Source organism: Streptococcus sp. Marseille-Q7087 (genome assembly GCF_965111935.1).
Window position 1 is genome coordinate 433,782 of the sequence record NZ_CBCOPJ010000001.1, and the last position, 17,062, is coordinate 450,843.

General features: G+C 39.1%; 18 protein-coding genes. 15 read left to right on the plus strand and 3 right to left on the minus strand.

What is annotated here, in order from left to right; genetic code table 11:
- Positions 1–270: 270 nt before the first annotated feature.
- Positions 271–1,044, plus strand: coding sequence for a class I SAM-dependent methyltransferase (locus tag ACWPVF_RS02275; RefSeq protein WP_006150098.1), 774 nt, complete (start codon positions 271–273; stop codon positions 1,042–1,044).
- A 12-nt stretch (positions 1,045–1,056) separates the two neighbouring features.
- Complete coding sequence (locus ACWPVF_RS02280; protein WP_454384448.1) at positions 1,057–1,914, plus strand: Rgg family transcriptional regulator; 858 nt, start codon at positions 1,057–1,059, stop codon at positions 1,912–1,914.
- A 358-nt stretch (positions 1,915–2,272) separates the two neighbouring features.
- On the opposite strand, the gene ntdP is transcribed toward ACWPVF_RS02280, so the two are convergent.
- The 3 genes from ntdP to ACWPVF_RS02295 form a co-directional block, all read right to left on the minus strand.
- Positions 2,273–2,806, minus strand: a complete 534-nt coding sequence (ntdP, locus tag ACWPVF_RS02285) for a nucleoside tri-diphosphate phosphatase (protein WP_454384450.1) — start codon at positions 2,804–2,806, stop codon at positions 2,273–2,275.
- A gap of 87 nt (positions 2,807–2,893) precedes the next feature.
- Positions 2,894–3,670 carry a recombination regulator RecX gene (gene recX, locus ACWPVF_RS02290; RefSeq protein ID WP_454384452.1) on the minus strand — a complete coding sequence of 259 codons (777 nt, stop codon included), beginning with the start codon at positions 3,668–3,670 and terminating at the stop codon, positions 2,894–2,896.
- 10 nt (positions 3,671–3,680) lie between these two features.
- Entirely contained in the window at positions 3,681–4,457 is a 777-nt protein-coding gene (locus ACWPVF_RS02295) for a phosphotransferase (RefSeq protein ID WP_454384454.1), read from the minus strand.
- Positions 4,458–4,512: 55 nt separating this feature from the next.
- On the opposite strand from ACWPVF_RS02295, the gene rlmD reads away from it, so the two are divergent.
- From rlmD to whiA, 13 genes are all read left to right on the plus strand, one after another.
- A complete protein-coding gene (gene rlmD, locus ACWPVF_RS02300) occupies positions 4,513–5,880 on the plus strand; it encodes a 23S rRNA (uracil(1939)-C(5))-methyltransferase RlmD (RefSeq protein ID WP_454384456.1) in 1,368 nt (455 codons plus the stop codon).
- 117 nt (positions 5,881–5,997) lie between these two features.
- Entirely contained in the window at positions 5,998–6,756 is a 759-nt protein-coding gene (tpiA, locus tag ACWPVF_RS02305; protein ID WP_454384458.1) for a triose-phosphate isomerase, read from the plus strand.
- Positions 6,757–6,986: 230 nt separating this feature from the next.
- Positions 6,987–8,723: an ABC transporter ATP-binding protein gene (locus ACWPVF_RS02310; protein WP_454384460.1), complete on the plus strand. Its 1,737-nt coding sequence runs from the start codon at positions 6,987–6,989 to the stop codon at positions 8,721–8,723.
- 10 nt (positions 8,724–8,733) lie between these two features.
- Entirely contained in the window at positions 8,734–10,515 is a 1,782-nt protein-coding gene (locus ACWPVF_RS02315; RefSeq protein ID WP_454384462.1) for an ABC transporter ATP-binding protein, read from the plus strand.
- A 149-nt stretch (positions 10,516–10,664) separates the two neighbouring features.
- Entirely contained in the window at positions 10,665–11,183 is a 519-nt protein-coding gene (locus tag ACWPVF_RS02320; RefSeq protein WP_024053752.1) for a Dps family protein, read from the plus strand.
- Positions 11,184–11,310: 127 nt separating this feature from the next.
- A complete protein-coding gene (locus tag ACWPVF_RS02325; protein ID WP_454384465.1) occupies positions 11,311–11,817 on the plus strand; it encodes a dihydrofolate reductase in 507 nt (168 codons plus the stop codon).
- Positions 11,817–11,987, plus strand: a complete 171-nt coding sequence (locus ACWPVF_RS02330) for a hypothetical protein (RefSeq protein ID WP_000442255.1) — start codon at positions 11,817–11,819, stop codon at positions 11,985–11,987. The genes ACWPVF_RS02325 and ACWPVF_RS02330 overlap by 1 nt, the downstream gene beginning before the upstream one ends.
- Positions 11,988–12,018: 31 nt before the next feature.
- Positions 12,019–13,251 (plus strand): ATP-dependent Clp protease ATP-binding subunit ClpX, encoded by a 1,233-nt coding sequence (clpX, locus tag ACWPVF_RS02335; RefSeq protein ID WP_223333495.1) that lies wholly within the window; start codon positions 12,019–12,021, stop codon positions 13,249–13,251.
- A gap of 8 nt (positions 13,252–13,259) precedes the next feature.
- Complete coding sequence (gene yihA / locus ACWPVF_RS02340) at positions 13,260–13,847, plus strand: ribosome biogenesis GTP-binding protein YihA/YsxC (RefSeq protein ID WP_004252187.1); 588 nt, start codon at positions 13,260–13,262, stop codon at positions 13,845–13,847.
- A gap of 9 nt (positions 13,848–13,856) precedes the next feature.
- Complete coding sequence (locus ACWPVF_RS02345; protein ID WP_001140424.1) at positions 13,857–14,237, plus strand: RidA family protein; 381 nt, start codon at positions 13,857–13,859, stop codon at positions 14,235–14,237.
- Positions 14,238–14,288: 51 nt separating this feature from the next.
- Positions 14,289–15,179 carry an RNase adapter RapZ gene (gene rapZ / locus ACWPVF_RS02350; protein ID WP_454384468.1) on the plus strand — a complete coding sequence of 297 codons (891 nt, stop codon included), beginning with the start codon at positions 14,289–14,291 and terminating at the stop codon, positions 15,177–15,179.
- Complete coding sequence (locus ACWPVF_RS02355) at positions 15,176–16,153, plus strand: YvcK family protein (RefSeq protein ID WP_454384470.1); 978 nt, start codon at positions 15,176–15,178, stop codon at positions 16,151–16,153. The genes rapZ and ACWPVF_RS02355 overlap by 4 nt, the downstream gene beginning before the upstream one ends.
- Positions 16,150–17,061, plus strand: coding sequence for a DNA-binding protein WhiA (gene whiA, locus ACWPVF_RS02360; RefSeq protein WP_006152058.1), 912 nt, complete (start codon positions 16,150–16,152; stop codon positions 17,059–17,061). Before ACWPVF_RS02355 ends, whiA begins: the two co-directional genes overlap by 4 nt.
- The last annotated feature ends 1 nt before the right edge of the window (position 17,062 follow it).

Sequence of the window (17,062 nt, forward strand, 5' to 3'; positions counted from 1 at the left end):
GTTTTTTGCTAAAATTTACTGGGATAGAAATAGATGGATCAATCTTTAAATTTTTAGTCCGTGTCTTGCGAGACTTCAATAAATCAGTTGATACTTAAGATTTGTGGATAAAAATGATGTTTAGATTAAAAGTGTTTTTGGGAGTCTAGAAGACCAAAAAATAGTTCAATACTGTGGTAAAATTATTCCTTTTTGCATTTATACAACTTATTTTACACTACCTTTATTCTTGTGATATAATGTCAAATTATAGAGTGGAGGTCATTCAGAATGATTGATAAGGTAATTGAACAATATAAAAATCATGATAATCTTGATATTCGAGTAGAATTGCATAAGAAGTATTCAAAAAATAAACTGGGATTTAATAATTGGATATTTTCTAGCTACCAAATCACTGATGAAGTAAAGGTTCTAGAATTAGGATGTGGTACAGGAGAACTGTGGAAAAGTAATCTTGATTCTATAAGTAAGATGAAGCAATTGATTATAACGGATTTTTCTAATGACATGGTAGAAACTACGAAGTCAGTGATTGGAAATAGAGACAATGTCAACTATGAAATAATGGATATTCAAAAGATTTCTTTTGAGAATGAAACCTTTGATATTGTTATTGCTAATATGCTTCTACATCATGTGAATGATATTCCTAAAGCTCTATCTGAGGTGAATAGAGTCTTAAAAACAGGAGGCATTTTTTACTGTGCTACATTTGGTGAAAATGGGGTTGTAGATTATTTGGCAAGTTTATTTAGAGATGAAGTTGATCAAGACTTAGAAAATAAAACGTTTACTTTACAAAATGGTAAAAGGTACCTGAGTAGGTATTTTAACTCTGTCGATACATTACTCTATGATGATGAGTTACAGGTAACTAGAATAGATGACCTAGTTAAATACATCCAATCGTTTAAAGGAATTTCAGAAATAGGTTCACTAGAAGAGGAAATAATACGTAAAAGATTGGAAAGTGAGTTTAATAATGGTATGTTGATCATTCCTAAAGAATATGGTATGTTTATCGCTCGAAAAGAAAGTTAAGGGAACGAAAGTGTGAAAAATTACGGAGAAGCTTTTCGATATTTTAGAAAATTAAACGGATATTCTTTAGAGTATGCTGCAGCTGATTCTATATCAAAATCTCAACTCTCTAGATTTGAAAGGGGAGAAAAAGAAATTTCTCTTTCAACGTTTTTTGAATTATTATCAAATATCAATGTTTCGATAGAGAATTTTTGTAATTACTTAGAACATTATAAAAGATCGGAGCTTGATGATTTTTTGGTTAATTTATCTCCAAAGTTTTATAGTTTGAATACTAAAGGGTTGGAGGAAATAAAAAATGAGCAACAAAAACTTTTTGAAAAGAGTGGGGAGAAAACTCATAGAATAAATACAATTATGGTTCAGGGATTATTAAATCAGATAGATTGTAATCATATAGTTAGTAGAGATGATCTAAATTTAGTATATGACTATTTATTCCAGAAGGAACGATGGGAGTCCTATGAGATAACGCTGATTGGTAATTTATATCATCTTTTTGAAATAGATTATATTTACAGGGTCGGAAAAGAAATACTAGAGCGTACACATTATTATGAAAAAATCGGCAAGAATAGAAATTTAGTTGTGTCAGCTTGTTTAAATTTTTGGTTCTGTTGCCTTGAAAATTTACATCTAGTATATGCAGACTACTTTGAAATGAAATTAAAAAAATTATTAAAAGATGACACAAAAGTTTTTGAAAAATCTACATTCAAATTTATAGAAGGATATAAAATATACCTGACAGAATCTAAAGAATCTGGAATTAAGCAAATGCAAAATGTCATTAAATATTTTGAGTTTATTGAATCTAAAAATATTGCTTTATATTTTCAAAGACGATTAAATCAGTTAGTAGATTAAATAACATTTTCTTCGTTAAGTGATTTTTTCCAAAGATTGTTCTAAAGTATTGATGCTATGTAGAAAGAAAATACTAAATATTTTGATACGAAGGTGATTTGTATTTTTTTATACCGATTATCTTCGTATTTTTTGTATTAAACGATAGAAGATTGTTCTTAACTTACAAGGAACAAAGAAATTAAAAAATATCAGTATATCTATTTGTTTTGTATATCACGTGAATTCTGCATAAATTCTTTCTAGTAATGTATTGCAACTCTACTATAGCGTTTTTATTCCTTTTTTGTGTTTACACAACATATTTTACACAACCAAAAAAACAAGGTCAGGATTTTGTTCCTGACCTTTGACAACTTTACCGATTCTTTAGTTCTACGTAGCGTTTGTACCAAATATTGACATAGGCTTCTGAGAAGGGGCCTCGTTCATTGTTAATCCAATCAACAAGAATCTTAACATGCTCTTTCAAAATATAGTCTAAATCATCAGGATAATTCATCTTGCGCTTGTGACGTTCATACTCTTCGACGTCCAAGAGGCGTTTTTCTCCATCTGTAAAAACTTTAACATCTAAATCATAGTCGATGTATTTTAAAGCTTCTTCGTCTAGATAGTATGGGCTAGCCATGTTGCAGTAGTAGGAAACCCCATTATCACGGATCATGGCAATGATATTAAACCAATATTTTTTATGAAAGTAAACAATAGCCGGCTCTCGAGTCACCCAACGACGACCATCACTTTCGGTAACAAGTGTGTGGTCGTTGACGCCGATAATAGCGTTCTCTGTTGTTTTTAGTACCATGGTGTCTCGCCAAGTGCGGTGAAGACTCCCATCATGCTTATAACTTTGAATTGTAATAAAGTCGCCTTCTTTTGGAAGTTTCATAACTAACCAACTTTCTACAATTTATAAGTTTATCGTTTACTATTGTATCACATTTTTGTTTAAAGTTCTTAGTTTTTCATGAAAAAATTAAAGATATTCTCTAAGAGCGCTGTCTATATCCGAAAAATCGTAGCCTTTTCGTGCTAAAACTTGGGTCAAACGTTGCTTGAGTTCGTATCCTTCATACTTACGAGAATATTTCCGATATTGCTTATCCAACTCTTTAAAAATCAGCTCTTGGACAGTTTCTTCATCGACCTGACTATCCAGTTGGTCAAAGGCTGTTTTAGCTTCTGAGTAGGAAAAACCTTTATTGGTTAGGCCTTGGATAATCTTATCTTGTAGAGCACGAGCAGGCAATTTACCCTGATATTTTTTCAGTAGTTTTTCGGCTGTACGCTCTGCGACTTCCGTCAGATCAAATTCTTGTAAGACGTCTTGGATAAGGGCCTTAGCAACTCCTTTTTGAGAAATCTTTTGTATCAGCATGTAGCTTCCCTTGTCACCAGATAGCTGATTGGAATTGATGATCGCATAAGCATACTGACGGTCATTGATCCAGTTGTCATCCTTGAGGGCTTGGATGACTTGTGGTATGATTTTCTCATCAATCTCATGTTTAATTAAATAGTCTCTGACCTCTTTTTCAGTACGGGCCTTGAAGGATAAGTGGTAGAGCGCCAAGTTTTTTCCGTAGGAAAATTGTGCAAAGGTCTGAATTTCTGCAAACTCTTGAGGACTAATTTCCTTATCCTTGGTCAACATAAAGCGAACAATGGTATCCTCTGTGATATAGCAGGTTTGGTCGCTATCAAGTTCTAGCAGATAGAGACGTTTTTTCTTTTCTAGTTTTGTGATTTTCATGGTTTTCCTTTTATCCAAACGCTTCAAAAGCAGCAACGAGTCGAAGTTTATTTACATCGACCTGTTCTCTCCCATAATAGTCAAGAAATAGTTCAGCGTATTTAGGGTCATGTAGGTTATAGTTGAGGGACCAAACTGCCCAAAAGAGATCGATATGTCGGTCACTAAAATCAGCTAAGCCAAGGTCAATAAAGCAAGAGAAGTGATCAGCATCTTTTAGAATAAAGTTCGGTAGACAGGCATCTCCGTGAATAAAGGCATCTGTCTTTAAAAGGTGCCCTTGTTCTCGAATGAGCTGGAAGGCCTCTTCACGGCTACTAATCCGGAATTGGGGTAGGAGAGCCTTGGCATAGAACTCACCTTTTTCATAGTTTTTCAAGGCTCTGTCTTTATAGGCTTGTAAATGATTATCTGATGGAAAATTTTGCGGATAAAAGCTGTGAAGTTTTTTAAGAGCCTCGGCAATGGTTTGGCAGATTTTTTCTGGTTGATCTAAAAAAGCGAGAGTATCATGACCAATAGCCTCTTTCGTCAGGAGGTAGTCTTTATCCGTAGATAGATAGTGGATGACTGGAGTTCCCATTCCCTCTTGTTCAAACAAACTTGCAATTCTAGCTTCTCGCTCTAATCTTTCCTTTTGATCTATTTTCAAATAGTAACCTGAATCAAGATAGAGAACCCTTGCGCCTGAATGTGAAGAGCTGTCAGAAAGAGTTGCTCCCTCTATATAAGTTCGTAATTGCTCAGGAAAATCCAATGGGGAAAAATGAGATATCTTAGTATTCATGGTTTTATTGTAACATATTCTTAACCATTGAGAAACTACGTGGTATAATAGACTTATGAGTCTTAAAGTCAAGCAAAAAATTCCATTAAAAATCAAGCGTATGGGGATTAACGGGGAAGGTATCGGATTTTTCCAGAAAACCCTTGTTTTTGTTCCAGGCGCCCTCAAGGGTGAAGATATCTATTGTCAGGTGACTTCCGTTAAGCGTAATTACGTTGAGGCTAAACTGCTTGAGGTCAATAAAAAATCTAAGTTTCGAGTGGTACCAGACTGCACCATTTATAATGAGTGTGGTGGCTGTCAAATCATGCATCTGCACTATGACAAGCAGCTGGAGTTCAAGACGGATCTTCTCCATCAAGCTCTGAAAAAATTTGCACCTGCAGGCTATGAAAACTTTGAGGTTAGACCAACCATTGGTATGCAGGAACCCAAGTATTATCGAGCTAAACTACAATTCCAAACTCGAAAGTTTAAGGGGCAGGTCAAGGCAGGATTATATGCTCAAAATTCCCATTATTTGGTCGAGTTAAAAGACTGTCTAGTCCAAGACAAGGAAACGCAAGCAATTGCCAATCGCATTGCTGAACTCTTGACCTATCATCAAATTCCGATTACAGATGAACGGAAAATCCTTGGAGTTCGGACCATCATGGTTCGTCGAGCACGGAAAACTGGGCAAGTTCAGATTATCATTGTGACCAATCGTCAATTAAATCTGACTCAATTTGTGAAAGACCTAGTCAAGGATTATCCTGAAGTAGTGACTGTCGCAGTCAATACCAATACTGCTAAAACCAGTGAGATTTATGGGGACAAGACAGAGATTATTTGGGGACAGGATAGTATTCGTGAGGGTGTATTAGACTATGAGTTTTCTCTCTCACCAAGAGCTTTTTACCAACTCAATCCTGAACAGACTGAAATCCTCTATAGTGAAGCCGTTAAGGCCTTGGACGTAAATGAGAATGACCATCTGATTGATGCCTACTGTGGTGTTGGAACCATTGGTTTTGCCTTTGCCAAAAAAGTTAAAAGTCTGAGAGGGATGGATATTATTCCAGAAGCTATTGAGGATGCCAAAGAAAATGCCCAGCGCATGGGTTATACTAATACTCACTATGAGGCTGGAACTGCAGAAGAAATCATCCCTCGTTGGTACAAGGAAGGTTATCGTGCCGATGCCTTGATTGTAGACCCGCCTCGTACCGGTTTAGATGATAAGCTCTTGGATACCATCATCAAATATGCTCCTGAAAAGATGGTCTACATTTCCTGCAATGTATCTACCCTGGCGCGTGATTTAGTCCGCTTGGTTGAAGTCTATGACCTGCATTATATCCAGTCGGTTGATATGTTTCCGCACACGGCTAGGACAGAAGCAGTGGTCAAATTAACCAGGAAAAAGCCAGACTCTAAATAGAATTGACGACTGGAAAGTATTTGAAAAGAAGACTTCTAGTTACAGAGTAAAATTTGCAAGCTCCCTCTATTTATGATAAAATAAGTAGAAAATAAAATGAAAAAAGAGGTATGTGAAATGTCACGTAAACCATTTATCGCTGGTAACTGGAAAATGAACAAAAACCCAGAAGAAGCAAAAGCATTCGTTGAAGCTGTAGCATCAAAACTTCCTTCATCAGACCTTGTTGAAGCTGGGATTGCTGTACCTGCTCTTGACTTGACAACTGTTCTTGCTGCTGCTAAAGGAACTAACCTTAAAGTTGCTGCTCAAAACTGCTACTTTGAAAATGCAGGTGCTTTCACAGGTGAAACTAGCCCACAAGTTTTGAAAGAAATCGGTACTGACTATGTTGTGATCGGTCACTCAGAACGCCGTGACTACTTCCACGAAACAGACGAAGACATCAACAAAAAAGCAAAAGCAATCTTTGCTAACGGTATGCTTCCAATCATCTGTTGTGGTGAGTCTCTTGAAACTTACGAAGCAGGAAAAGCTGCTGAATTCGTAGGTGCTCAAGTTTCAGCTGCTCTTGCAGGATTGACTGCAGAACAAGTAGCTTCATCAGTTATCGCTTATGAGCCAATCTGGGCTATCGGTACTGGTAAATCAGCTTCACAAGACGATGCACAAAAAATGTGTAAAGTTGTTCGTGACGTTGTAGCAGCTGACTTTGGTCAAGAAGTAGCTGATAAAGTACGTGTTCAATACGGTGGTTCAGTTAAACCTGAAAACGTTGCAGAATACATGGCTTGTCCAGACGTTGACGGAGCTCTTGTTGGTGGTGCATCACTTGATCCAGAAAGCTTCTTGGCATTGCTTGACTTTGTAAAATAAGCTTCAAATATCTAAGACAGACAGTTCCCTCCCTCGAGGTTAAGACTGCCTGTCTTCTTTTTACTAAAAAGGCGTGCGAAAGCACGCTCTTTTCTGCATTTTATACTCAATGAAAATCAAAGAGCAAACTAGGAAGCTAGCCGCAGGCTGTACTTGAGTACGGCAAGGTGAGGCTGACGTGGTTTGAATTTGATTTTCGAAGAGTATTAGAAGAAAAAGAAAGGAGAATCATGCTGTATATTTGGTCTTATCTCAAACGTTATCCCAAGTGGTTAGTGTTAGACTTCTTCGGAGCTATTTTCTTTGTGATTGTCAATCTTGGGCTACCGACTGTTCTTGCTCGCATGATTGACCAGGGAATCAACCAAGGAGACAAGGGTAAGCTCTATTTTTGGGCTATCATCATGTTGGTTATTATCGTCCTGGGAACATGTGGGCGGATTGTTCTAGCCTATGCTGCAAGTAAATTGACCACCAATATGGTTAAGGACATGCGAAATGATGTTTATGCTAAGCTGCAAGAGTATTCTCATCACGAATATGAACAAGTCGGTGTATCTTCACTAGTCACTCGTATTACCAGTGATGCCTTTGTCCTCATGCAGTTTGCAGAACAAACGCTTAAGTTGGGTGTCATCACTCCCATGATGATGCTATCAAGTATTCTCATGATTTTCTTGACGAGTCCTTCACTAGCCTGGATTGTCGCTTTTTCCGTACCTTTTCTAGCTGTTGTTGTCATTTATGTGGCGGTAAAAACGCGCCCCTTATCTGAAAAGCAACAGAAAACACTGGACAAGATTAACCAGTATGTACGTGAAAATTTGATGGGTTTGCGAGTGATTCGTGCCTTTGCTCGTGAAGACTTTCAAGAAAAACGTTTTGAAGAGAAAAATGCAATCTATGCGGATAATTCCAATCGCTTGTTCAAATTAACTGGTTTGACGGAACCACTTTTTGTGCAAATCATTATTGCCATGATTGTAGCTATCGTTTGGTTTGCCCTTGATCCACTGAAGCATGGAAGTTTGCAGATTGGGGATTTGGTGGCCTTTATCGAGTATAGTTTCCATGCTCTCTTGTCCTTCCTCTTCTTGTCAAACCTCTTTACCATGTATCCACGTACGGCTGTGTCTAGTGAGCGTCTAAAGGAAATCATGGACATGCCTATTTCCATTGATCCAAATGAGGATGGAGTTCAAGAAACAGAAACACATGGTTACTTAGAATTTGATAATGTGACCTTTGCCTATCCTGGTGAAACAGAAAGTCCTGTCTTACACAACATTTCCTTTACTGCTAAACCGGGAGAAACCATTGCTTTTATCGGCTCAACTGGGTCAGGTAAGTCTACTCTAGTTCAGTTAATTCCTCGTTTTTATGATGTTACACTGGGGAAAATCAAGGTCGATGGTGTTGATGTCCGGGATTATCGTCTCAAATCACTCCGCCAGAAAATTGGTTTTATTCCACAAAAAGCCTTGCTCTTTACAGGGACTATCGCAGATAATCTCCGTTACGGAAAAGAGGACGCCAGTCATGAGGACTTGCACCAAGCAGCTGATGTAGCCCAAGCCAAGGACTTTATCGAGAGTCGAGAAGAAGGTTTTGCAACTCATCTGGCTGAAGGGGGAAGCAATCTATCAGGTGGTCAAAAGCAACGCTTGTCGATTGCCCGCGCAGTCATCAAGGGGCCAGATATCTATATCTTTGATGATTCCTTCTCAGCCTTGGACTACCGTACAGATGCTATCTTGCGTCGTCGTCTCAAGGAAGTGACTCAAGATGCTACGGTATTGATTGTTGCGCAACGTGTTGGAACCATTATGGATGCGGACCAGATTATCGTCCTTGATAAGGGCGAAATCGTTGGTCGTGGACGTCATGAAGAATTGATGGAAACTAATGACATCTATCGAGAAATTGCTGAGTCGCAGTTGAAAAATGCGTCTCTGACAGAAGAATAGGAGGTAAAGGATGAAACAACAATCTAGTATAGCTCGTCTATGGAGCTATTTAAAAGCCTACCGTTTCTCTGTTTTCTTTGCAGTCTTCTTAAAAATAGTCAGCGTCATAATGAGTGTTATCGAGCCATTCATATTGGGGCTTGCTATCACTGAGTTAACCAGCAACCTCCTTGCCATGGCAAATGGTGTTGCAGGAGCAGGTATTAATACTAGCTATATCGCAGTAATTCTAGTGATTTATCTCTTGCGTGGGCTTTTCTATGAGTTGGGTTCTTATTACTCAAACTATTTCATGACCAATGCTGTCCAGTCTATGATACAGGATTTGCGAAATGAAATGAGCGAAAAAATCAACCGCATCCCTGTGTCTTACTTTGACAAGCACCAATTTGGAGATTTGCTGGGACGTTTTACTAGTGATGTAGAGACCGTATCTAATGCACTCCAACAATCCTTCCTACAGATTGTCAATGCAGTCTTTACCATTATTTTTGTTATGGGTATGGTCCTCTATCTAAATCTTCAGTTGGCTATCATTGTTATCTTGTCGATTCCAGTGACTTATTTTGGAGCCAAAACAATTCTAAATCGTTCGCAACCATACTTTAAACAGCAGGCAGCTATATTGGGACGTATGAATGGATTTGTACAGGAAAACTTGACAGGTTTCAATGTTTTAAAACTTTTCGGACGCGAAGAAAACTCTCAAGAGAGATTTGAAAAGATTACGGATGAATTGCAACAAGTCGGATTTAAGGCGAGCTTTATTTCAGGTTTGATGATGCCTGCTCTTCACATCGTGTCTGATTTAACTTACTTAATTGTAGCTGTCTTAGGTGGATTGCAGGTTATTGCAGGGCGCTTGACGATTGGTAATATGCAGGCCTTCGTTCAGTATGTGTGGCAAGTCAGCCAGCCAATCCAAAATATTACTCAATTAGCAGGGCAAATGCAAAGTGCTAAGTCTTCGCTTGATCGTGTCTTCGAAGTTCTAGATGAACAGGAAGAAGTCCAAACTGCTGAAGTGAAAGAACTAGCACCATTGACAGGCCAAGTTAGTTTCAAAAATGTCGATTTCCAATATGTGGAAAACAAACCATTGATTCGTAATTTCAACTTAGATGTTGAACCTGGAGAGATGGTAGCTATCGTTGGACCTACTGGAGCAGGGAAAACAACCTTGATTAACCTTCTCATGCGTTTTTACGATGTGACAGCTGGTGCCATTTTAGTGGATGGCCAAGATATTCGTGATCTGTCTCGTCAGGACTATCGTCGACAGTTTGGGATGGTCCTACAGGATGCCTGGCTCTATGAAGGCAGTATCAAGGAAAATCTTCGCTTTGGAAATCTTGAGGCAACAGATGAAGAAATCGTTGAAGCTGCTAAGGCGGCCAATGTTGACCACTTTATCCGCACTCTTCCTGGTGGCTATAACATGGAAATGAACCAAGAGTCAAGTAATATTTCTCTTGGGCAAAAACAGTTGTTAACTATCGCGCGTGCTTTCTTGGCGGATCCTACAATCTTAATTTTGGACGAAGCGACCTCATCAGTCGATACTCGTCTAGAGCTCTTGATTCAAAAAGCTATGAAGCGTTTGATGAAGGGAAGAACAAGCTTTGTCATTGCACATCGACTTTCTACGATACAAGAAGCTGATAAGATTTTGGTGCTGAAAGATGGGCAGATTATCGAACAAGGAAATCATGAAAGTCTTTTGGCTGCAAAAGGTTTCTATTATGATCTTTATCAAAGTCAATTTTCTAGTAAAAACAGAGAAAATAGCTAGGGTAAATAGCCACTCATTTTCTTAAATTATCAGTCAATTACAACTTTTTTAATATGGGTTAATTTTCTTGCTTTTGTCTACTAGGTGTAGTATACTGAGGTAGTAATCAATAAATATGGTTACAAAAATAATATTATGAGGTGAGAAAAATGGTAGAATTGAAAAAAGATGCATTAAAAGACGTAACAACATTATCTAAGACAGCTCCTGAAACGCTAGTAAAAACGAAAGAAGTCTTGAATCAAGCCGTAGCAGACTTGTATGTAGCGCATATCGCTCTTCATCAAGTACACTGGTACATGCGTGGACGTGGTTTTATGGTATGGCATCCTAAGATGGATGAATACATGGATAGCCTTGATGGTTACCTTGATGAAATCAGCGAACGCTTGATTACACTTGGTGGCAAACCATACTCTACTTTGACAGAATTCCTTCAACACAGTGAAATCGAAGAAGGTGTTGGAGAATTCCGCAACGTAGAAGAAAGTTTGGAACGTGTCCTTGAAATTTATCGTTACCTTATCACTCTTTTCCAAAAAGCATTGGATGTAACAGATGAAGAAGGTGATGATGTAACCAATGATATCTTCGTTGGTGCTAAGGCAGATCTTGAAAAAACAGTCTGGATGCTTGCAGCTGAGTTAGGTCAAACACCTGGTTTGTAAGATACTGTATTTTTCTAAAAATCCGTAGAAGTTTTCTACGGATTTTTTCTATTCAGGAGGGCATTCCAAAACAGTCTTTTTTGAAGATTTTTGATAAAATAGAACTATCAATAAAAAGGATGAAAGCATGACAAAGAAAATCGTAGCCATTTGGGCTCAAGATGAAAAGGGTGTAATCGGGAAAGAGGATCGTTTACCTTGGCATTTGCCAGCAGAGTTAAAACATTTTAAAGAAACAACCTTGAATCATGCCATTTTAATGGGTCGTGTAACCTTTGATGGGATGGGTCGACGATTGCTTCCAGGACGTGAAACCTTGATTTTGACGCGTAATCCCGAAGAAACAATCGATGGTGCTCTGGTCTTCCAAAATGTTGAGGATGTTTTAGACTGGTATCATCATCAGGATAAAAATCTATACATCCTTGGTGGCAAGCAAATTTTTCAGCTTTTTGAACCTTATCTCGATGAGATTATTGTGACACAAATTCATGCTCAAGTTGAAGGGGATACCTATTTCCCAGAAGATTTTGACTTGACTGCTTTTGAGACTGTTTCAAGCAAATCTTATTCCAAAGATGAGAAAAATGTCTATGATTTTACCATCGAATATAGAAAGAGAAAGGAAGTCTAATGGAGCGTAGTATTTTTGGATTTTTTACAGCTCTTTTGTGTGCTGTCTGTCTTGTAGCTGGAACACACGCTTTTCGTAAAAAGCGCTTTGGACTTGCTACTCTGCTTTGGCTAAATGCCTTTACAAACTTGGTGAATAGCATTCATGCTTTTTATATGACCTTATTTTAGATAGAATGAATAGTTAGAACGGAAGGGAATCATGCCTACAAATAGGAAAAATGATATGATGGTTTATTGCTCATTTTGTGGCAAAAGCCAAGAAGAAGTTAAAAAAATAATTGCTGGGAACAATGCCTTTATCTGTAATGAATGTGTGGAGTTAGCCCAGGAAATCATTCGTGAGGAGTTAGCTGAGGAAGTCTTGGCAGACTTGTCTGAGGTGCCAAAACCAATCGAACTCCTAAACATCTTGAACCACTATGTGATTGGTCAAGATCGTGCCAAACGTGCTCTGGCAGTGGCTGTATATAACCACTACAAACGCATCAATTTCCATGACACTCGTGAAGAGACTGAAGATGTGGATTTGCAAAAGTCAAACATTCTAATGATTGGCCCAACTGGATCAGGGAAGACTTTCCTTGCTCAGACTCTTGCTAGAAGTTTGAATGTACCATTTGCCATTGCTGATGCAACAGCTCTTACTGAAGCTGGTTATGTGGGTGAGGACGTTGAAAATATCCTCCTCAAACTCTTGCAGGCAGCTGACTTTAACATTGAACGTGCAGAGCGTGGGATTATCTACGTTGATGAGATTGACAAGATTGCCAAGAAGAGCGAGAACGTATCCATCACGCGTGATGTATCTGGTGAAGGTGTGCAACAAGCCCTCCTCAAGATTATCGAAGGTACAGTAGCAAGTGTTCCTCCACAAGGTGGACGCAAACATCCACAACAAGAAATGATTCAAGTAGACACCAAGAATATCCTCTTCATCGTGGGTGGTGCCTTTGATGGAATCGAAGAAATTGTCAAACAGCGTCTTGGTGAAAAAGTTATCGGTTTCGGACAAAATAGCAAGGCTATTGACGAAAACAGCTCATACATGCAAGAAATCATTGCAGAAGATATTCAGAAATTCGGTATTATTCCTGAGTTGATTGGACGCTTGCCTGTCTTTGCAGCCTTGGAGCAGTTGACAGTAGATGACTTGGTTCGCATTTTGAAAGAGCCAAGAAATGCCTTGGTTAAACAATACCAGACCTTGCTTTCATATGACGATGTGGAGCTTGAATTTGACGATGAGGCTCTCCAAGAGATCGCTAACAAAGCTATTGAACGTAAGACTGGTGCGCGTGGTCTTCGCTCAATCATCGAAGAAACCATGCTAGATGTTATGTTTGAAGTTCCAAGTCAAGAAAATGTGAAAACTGTTCGTATCACAAAAGAAGCAGTTGATGGAACAGCTAAGCCAATTCTAGAGACAGCCTAGAGGTGACTATGGAAATCAATACACACAATGCTGAGATTTTACTGAGTGCTGCCAACAAGTCCCACTATCCGCAGGATAAACTTCCTGAAATTGCTCTTGCAGGACGCTCAAATGTTGGTAAATCGAGCTTTATCAATACCATGCTCAATCGAAAAAATCTAGCTCGTACCTCTGGAAAGCCAGGGAAAACACAACTACTTAATTTCTTTAATATTGATGATAAGATGCGTTTTGTAGATGTGCCTGGTTATGGTTATGCCCGTGTGTCCAAAAAGGAACGCGAAAAATGGGGACGCATGATTGAGGAGTACTTAACCACTCGAGAAAATCTTCGAGCAGTGGTTAGTCTCGTTGACCTCCGTCATGATCCGTCAGCAGATGATGTACAGATGTACGAATTTCTTAAATATTATGAGATTCCTGTCATCATTGTGGCGACCAAGGCAGACAAGATTCCGCGCGGTAAATGGAACAAGCACGAATCAGCTATTAAAAAGAAATTAAACTTTGATCCAAGTGATGACTTTATCCTCTTTTCATCCGTAACAAAAGCAGGAATGGACCAGGCTTGGGATGCTATTTTAGAAAAATTGTGAGGAATACATATGGCAAAAACAATTCATACAGATAAAGCTCCAAAGGCAATCGGACCTTACGTTCAAGGAAAAATCGTTGGGAACCTTTTGTTTGCTAGCGGTCAAGTCCCTTTATCTCCTGAAACTGGAGAAATCGTAGGAGAAACGATTCAAGAACAGACTGAACAAGTTTTGAAAAACATTGGAGCTATTTTGGCAGAAGCAGGCACAGATTTTGACCATGTTGTTAAAACAACTTGTTTCTTGAGCGATATGAACGACTTTGTACCTTTTAATGAGGTTTACCAAACAGCCTTTAACAAGGAATTTCCAGCTCGTTCAGCTGTGGAAGTAGCTCGTCTTCCTCGCGATGTAAAAGTCGAAATTGAAGTCATCGCAGAGATTGGATAAGCGAGTTGAAGTTTGGTTCTTCCAAACTTCTTTTGATATAAGGAGACTATGATGACAATGAAACAACTTCACCTGGTGATTGTAACAGGGATGAGTGGTGCAGGGAAAACTGTAGCCATTCAATCCTTTGAAGATTTAGGATATTTTACGATTGATAATATGCCACCAGCTCTATTGCCAAAGTTTTTGCAGTTGGTAGAGACCAAGGATGACGACCATAAGTTAGCCCTAGTGGTGGATATGCGAAGCCGCTCTTTCTTCTCAGAGATTCAGGCTGTCTTGGATGAATTGGAAAATCAAGATGATTTGGATTTCAAGATTCTCTTTTTGGATGCTGCTGATAAGGAATTGGTGGCACGTTATAAGGAAACTAGAAGAAGTCACCCTCTTGCAGCTGATGGTCGTATCTTGGACGGTATCAAGCTGGAACGTGAACTCTTAGCCCCATTAAAAAACATGAGCCAAAATGTGGTTGACACAACAGAGTTAACTCCTCGTGAACTTCGCAAGACTATTGCAGAACAATTCTCGGACCAAGAACAAACTCAGTCCTTCCGTATCGAGGTCATGTCTTTTGGCTTTAAATACGGCATTCCGATTGATGCAGATTTGGTATTTGATGTTCGTTTCTTGCCAAACCCTTATTATCTGCCAGAACTTCGCAATCAGACAGGTGAAGACCAGGCAGTTTATGACTATGTCATGAACCATGAGGAATCTGAAGATTTCTACCATCATTTGTTAGCCTTGGTTGAACCAATCCTACCAGGCTATAAAAAAGAAGGCAAATCAGTCTTAACTATTGCGATTGGTTGTACTGGTGGACAGCATAGAAGTGTCGCTTTTGCCAAGCGTTTAGCAACTGACCTATCTAAAACTTGGCCTGTAAATGAAAGTCATCGTGATAAAGACCGAAGAAAGGAAACGGTAAACCGTTCATGAGAAAACCCAAAATTACGGTGATTGGTGGTGGAACCGGGATCCCAGTTATTTTAAAAAGTTTACGGGAAAAGGATGTCGACATTGCAGCCATTGTAACTGTTGCTGATGATGGAGGTTCTTCAGGTGAATTGCGTAAAAACATTCAACAGTTGACACCTCCAGGGGATTTACGTAATGTCCTTGTAGCCATGTCAGATATGCCAAAATTCTATGAAAAGGTCTTTCAATACCGTTTTTCAGAGGATGCAGGTGCTTTTGCTGGTCATCCATTAGGAAACATTATCATAGCTGGATTATCTGAAATGCAGGGCTCAACCTATAATGCCATGCAATTGCTGAGTAAATTTTTCCATACTACAGGGAAGATTTTCCCATCAAGTGACCATCCTTTGACACTCCATGCTGTCTTTAAAGATGGATCAGAAGTTGCTGGGGAAAGTCACATTGCAGATCATCCAGGTATGATTGACCATGTCTATGTGACAAACACTCTAGATGATGAAAAACCGCAGGCTAGCCGTCGTGTTGTCAATACCATTCTTGAGAGTGATATGATTGTTTTGGGACCGGGATCGCTCTTTACTTCGATTTTGCCTAATATTGTTATTGAAGAAATTGGTCAGGCTCTTCTGGAAACTAAGGCTGAAATTGCCTATGTCTGCAACATCATGACTCAACGTGGAGAGACAGAACATTTCTCAGATAGTGATCACGTAGAAGTCTTGCATCGTCATTTGGGCCGTCCATTTATCGATACTGTCCTTGTTAATATCAAAAAGGTTCCGAGGGACTATATGGATACCAACCGTTTTGATGAGTATTTGGTGCAGGTTGAGCATGATTTTGAAGGTTTGCGTAAGCAAGTCCCACGTGTCATTTCATCCAACTTTCTACGCTTGGAAAATGGGGGAGCCTTTCACGATGGTGATTTAATCGTAGATGAGCTCATGCGGATCATACAGGTGAGAAAATGAGTTTTACAGTAGCAGTAAAAGAAGAAATTTTAAGTCAGCATCACCTGAGTCGTCATGAATTGTCAGCTATTATCAAGATGTCGGGTAGTATTGGTTTATCGAGCTCTGGTTTGACCTTGTCCGTCATTACAGAAAATGCTAAGTTGGCCCGTCATCTCTATGAATCTTTCTTGCACTTTTATGGCATCAAGTCTGAGATTCGTCACCACCAGAGAAGTAATCTACGGAAAAATCGCGTCTATACTGTATTTACGGATGAGCGAGTCCAGGAACTTTTAGCAGATTTGCGTTTGGCCGATTCTTTCTTTGGTTTGGAGACTGGGATTGATCCAGAAATTTTAGGAGATGAGGAAGCAGGTCGTGCCTATCTCTGTGGAGCCTTCTTAGCGAATGGCAGCATTCGTGATCCCGAGTCAGGGAAATATCAGTTGGAAATTAGTTCGGTTTATCTAGACCACGCCCAAGGGATTGCTTCGCTCTTGCAGCAGTTCTTGCTAGATGCAAAGGTTATCGAACGAAAAAAGGGGGCAGTGACCTATCTTCAGCGAGCGGAAGATATTATGGATTTCCTGATTTTAGTGGGAGCCATGGAGGCGAGAGATACTTTTGAAGGCGTCAAGATTCTCCGAGAAACTCGGAATGATCTCAATCGTGCTAATAATGCAGAGACAGCTAATATCGCTCGTACGGTTTCTGCGAGCATGAAAACCATCAACAATATCAGTAAAATCATTGATACCGTAGGTCTAGATAGCCTACCAGTAGATTTGCAGGAAGTAGCGCATTTGCGTATTCAACATCCGGACTACTCTATCCAACAATTGGCAGACAGTTTGACAAATCCACTCACAAAAAGTGGTGTCAATCATCGACTGAGAAAGATTAATAAAATTGCTGATGAACTGTAAA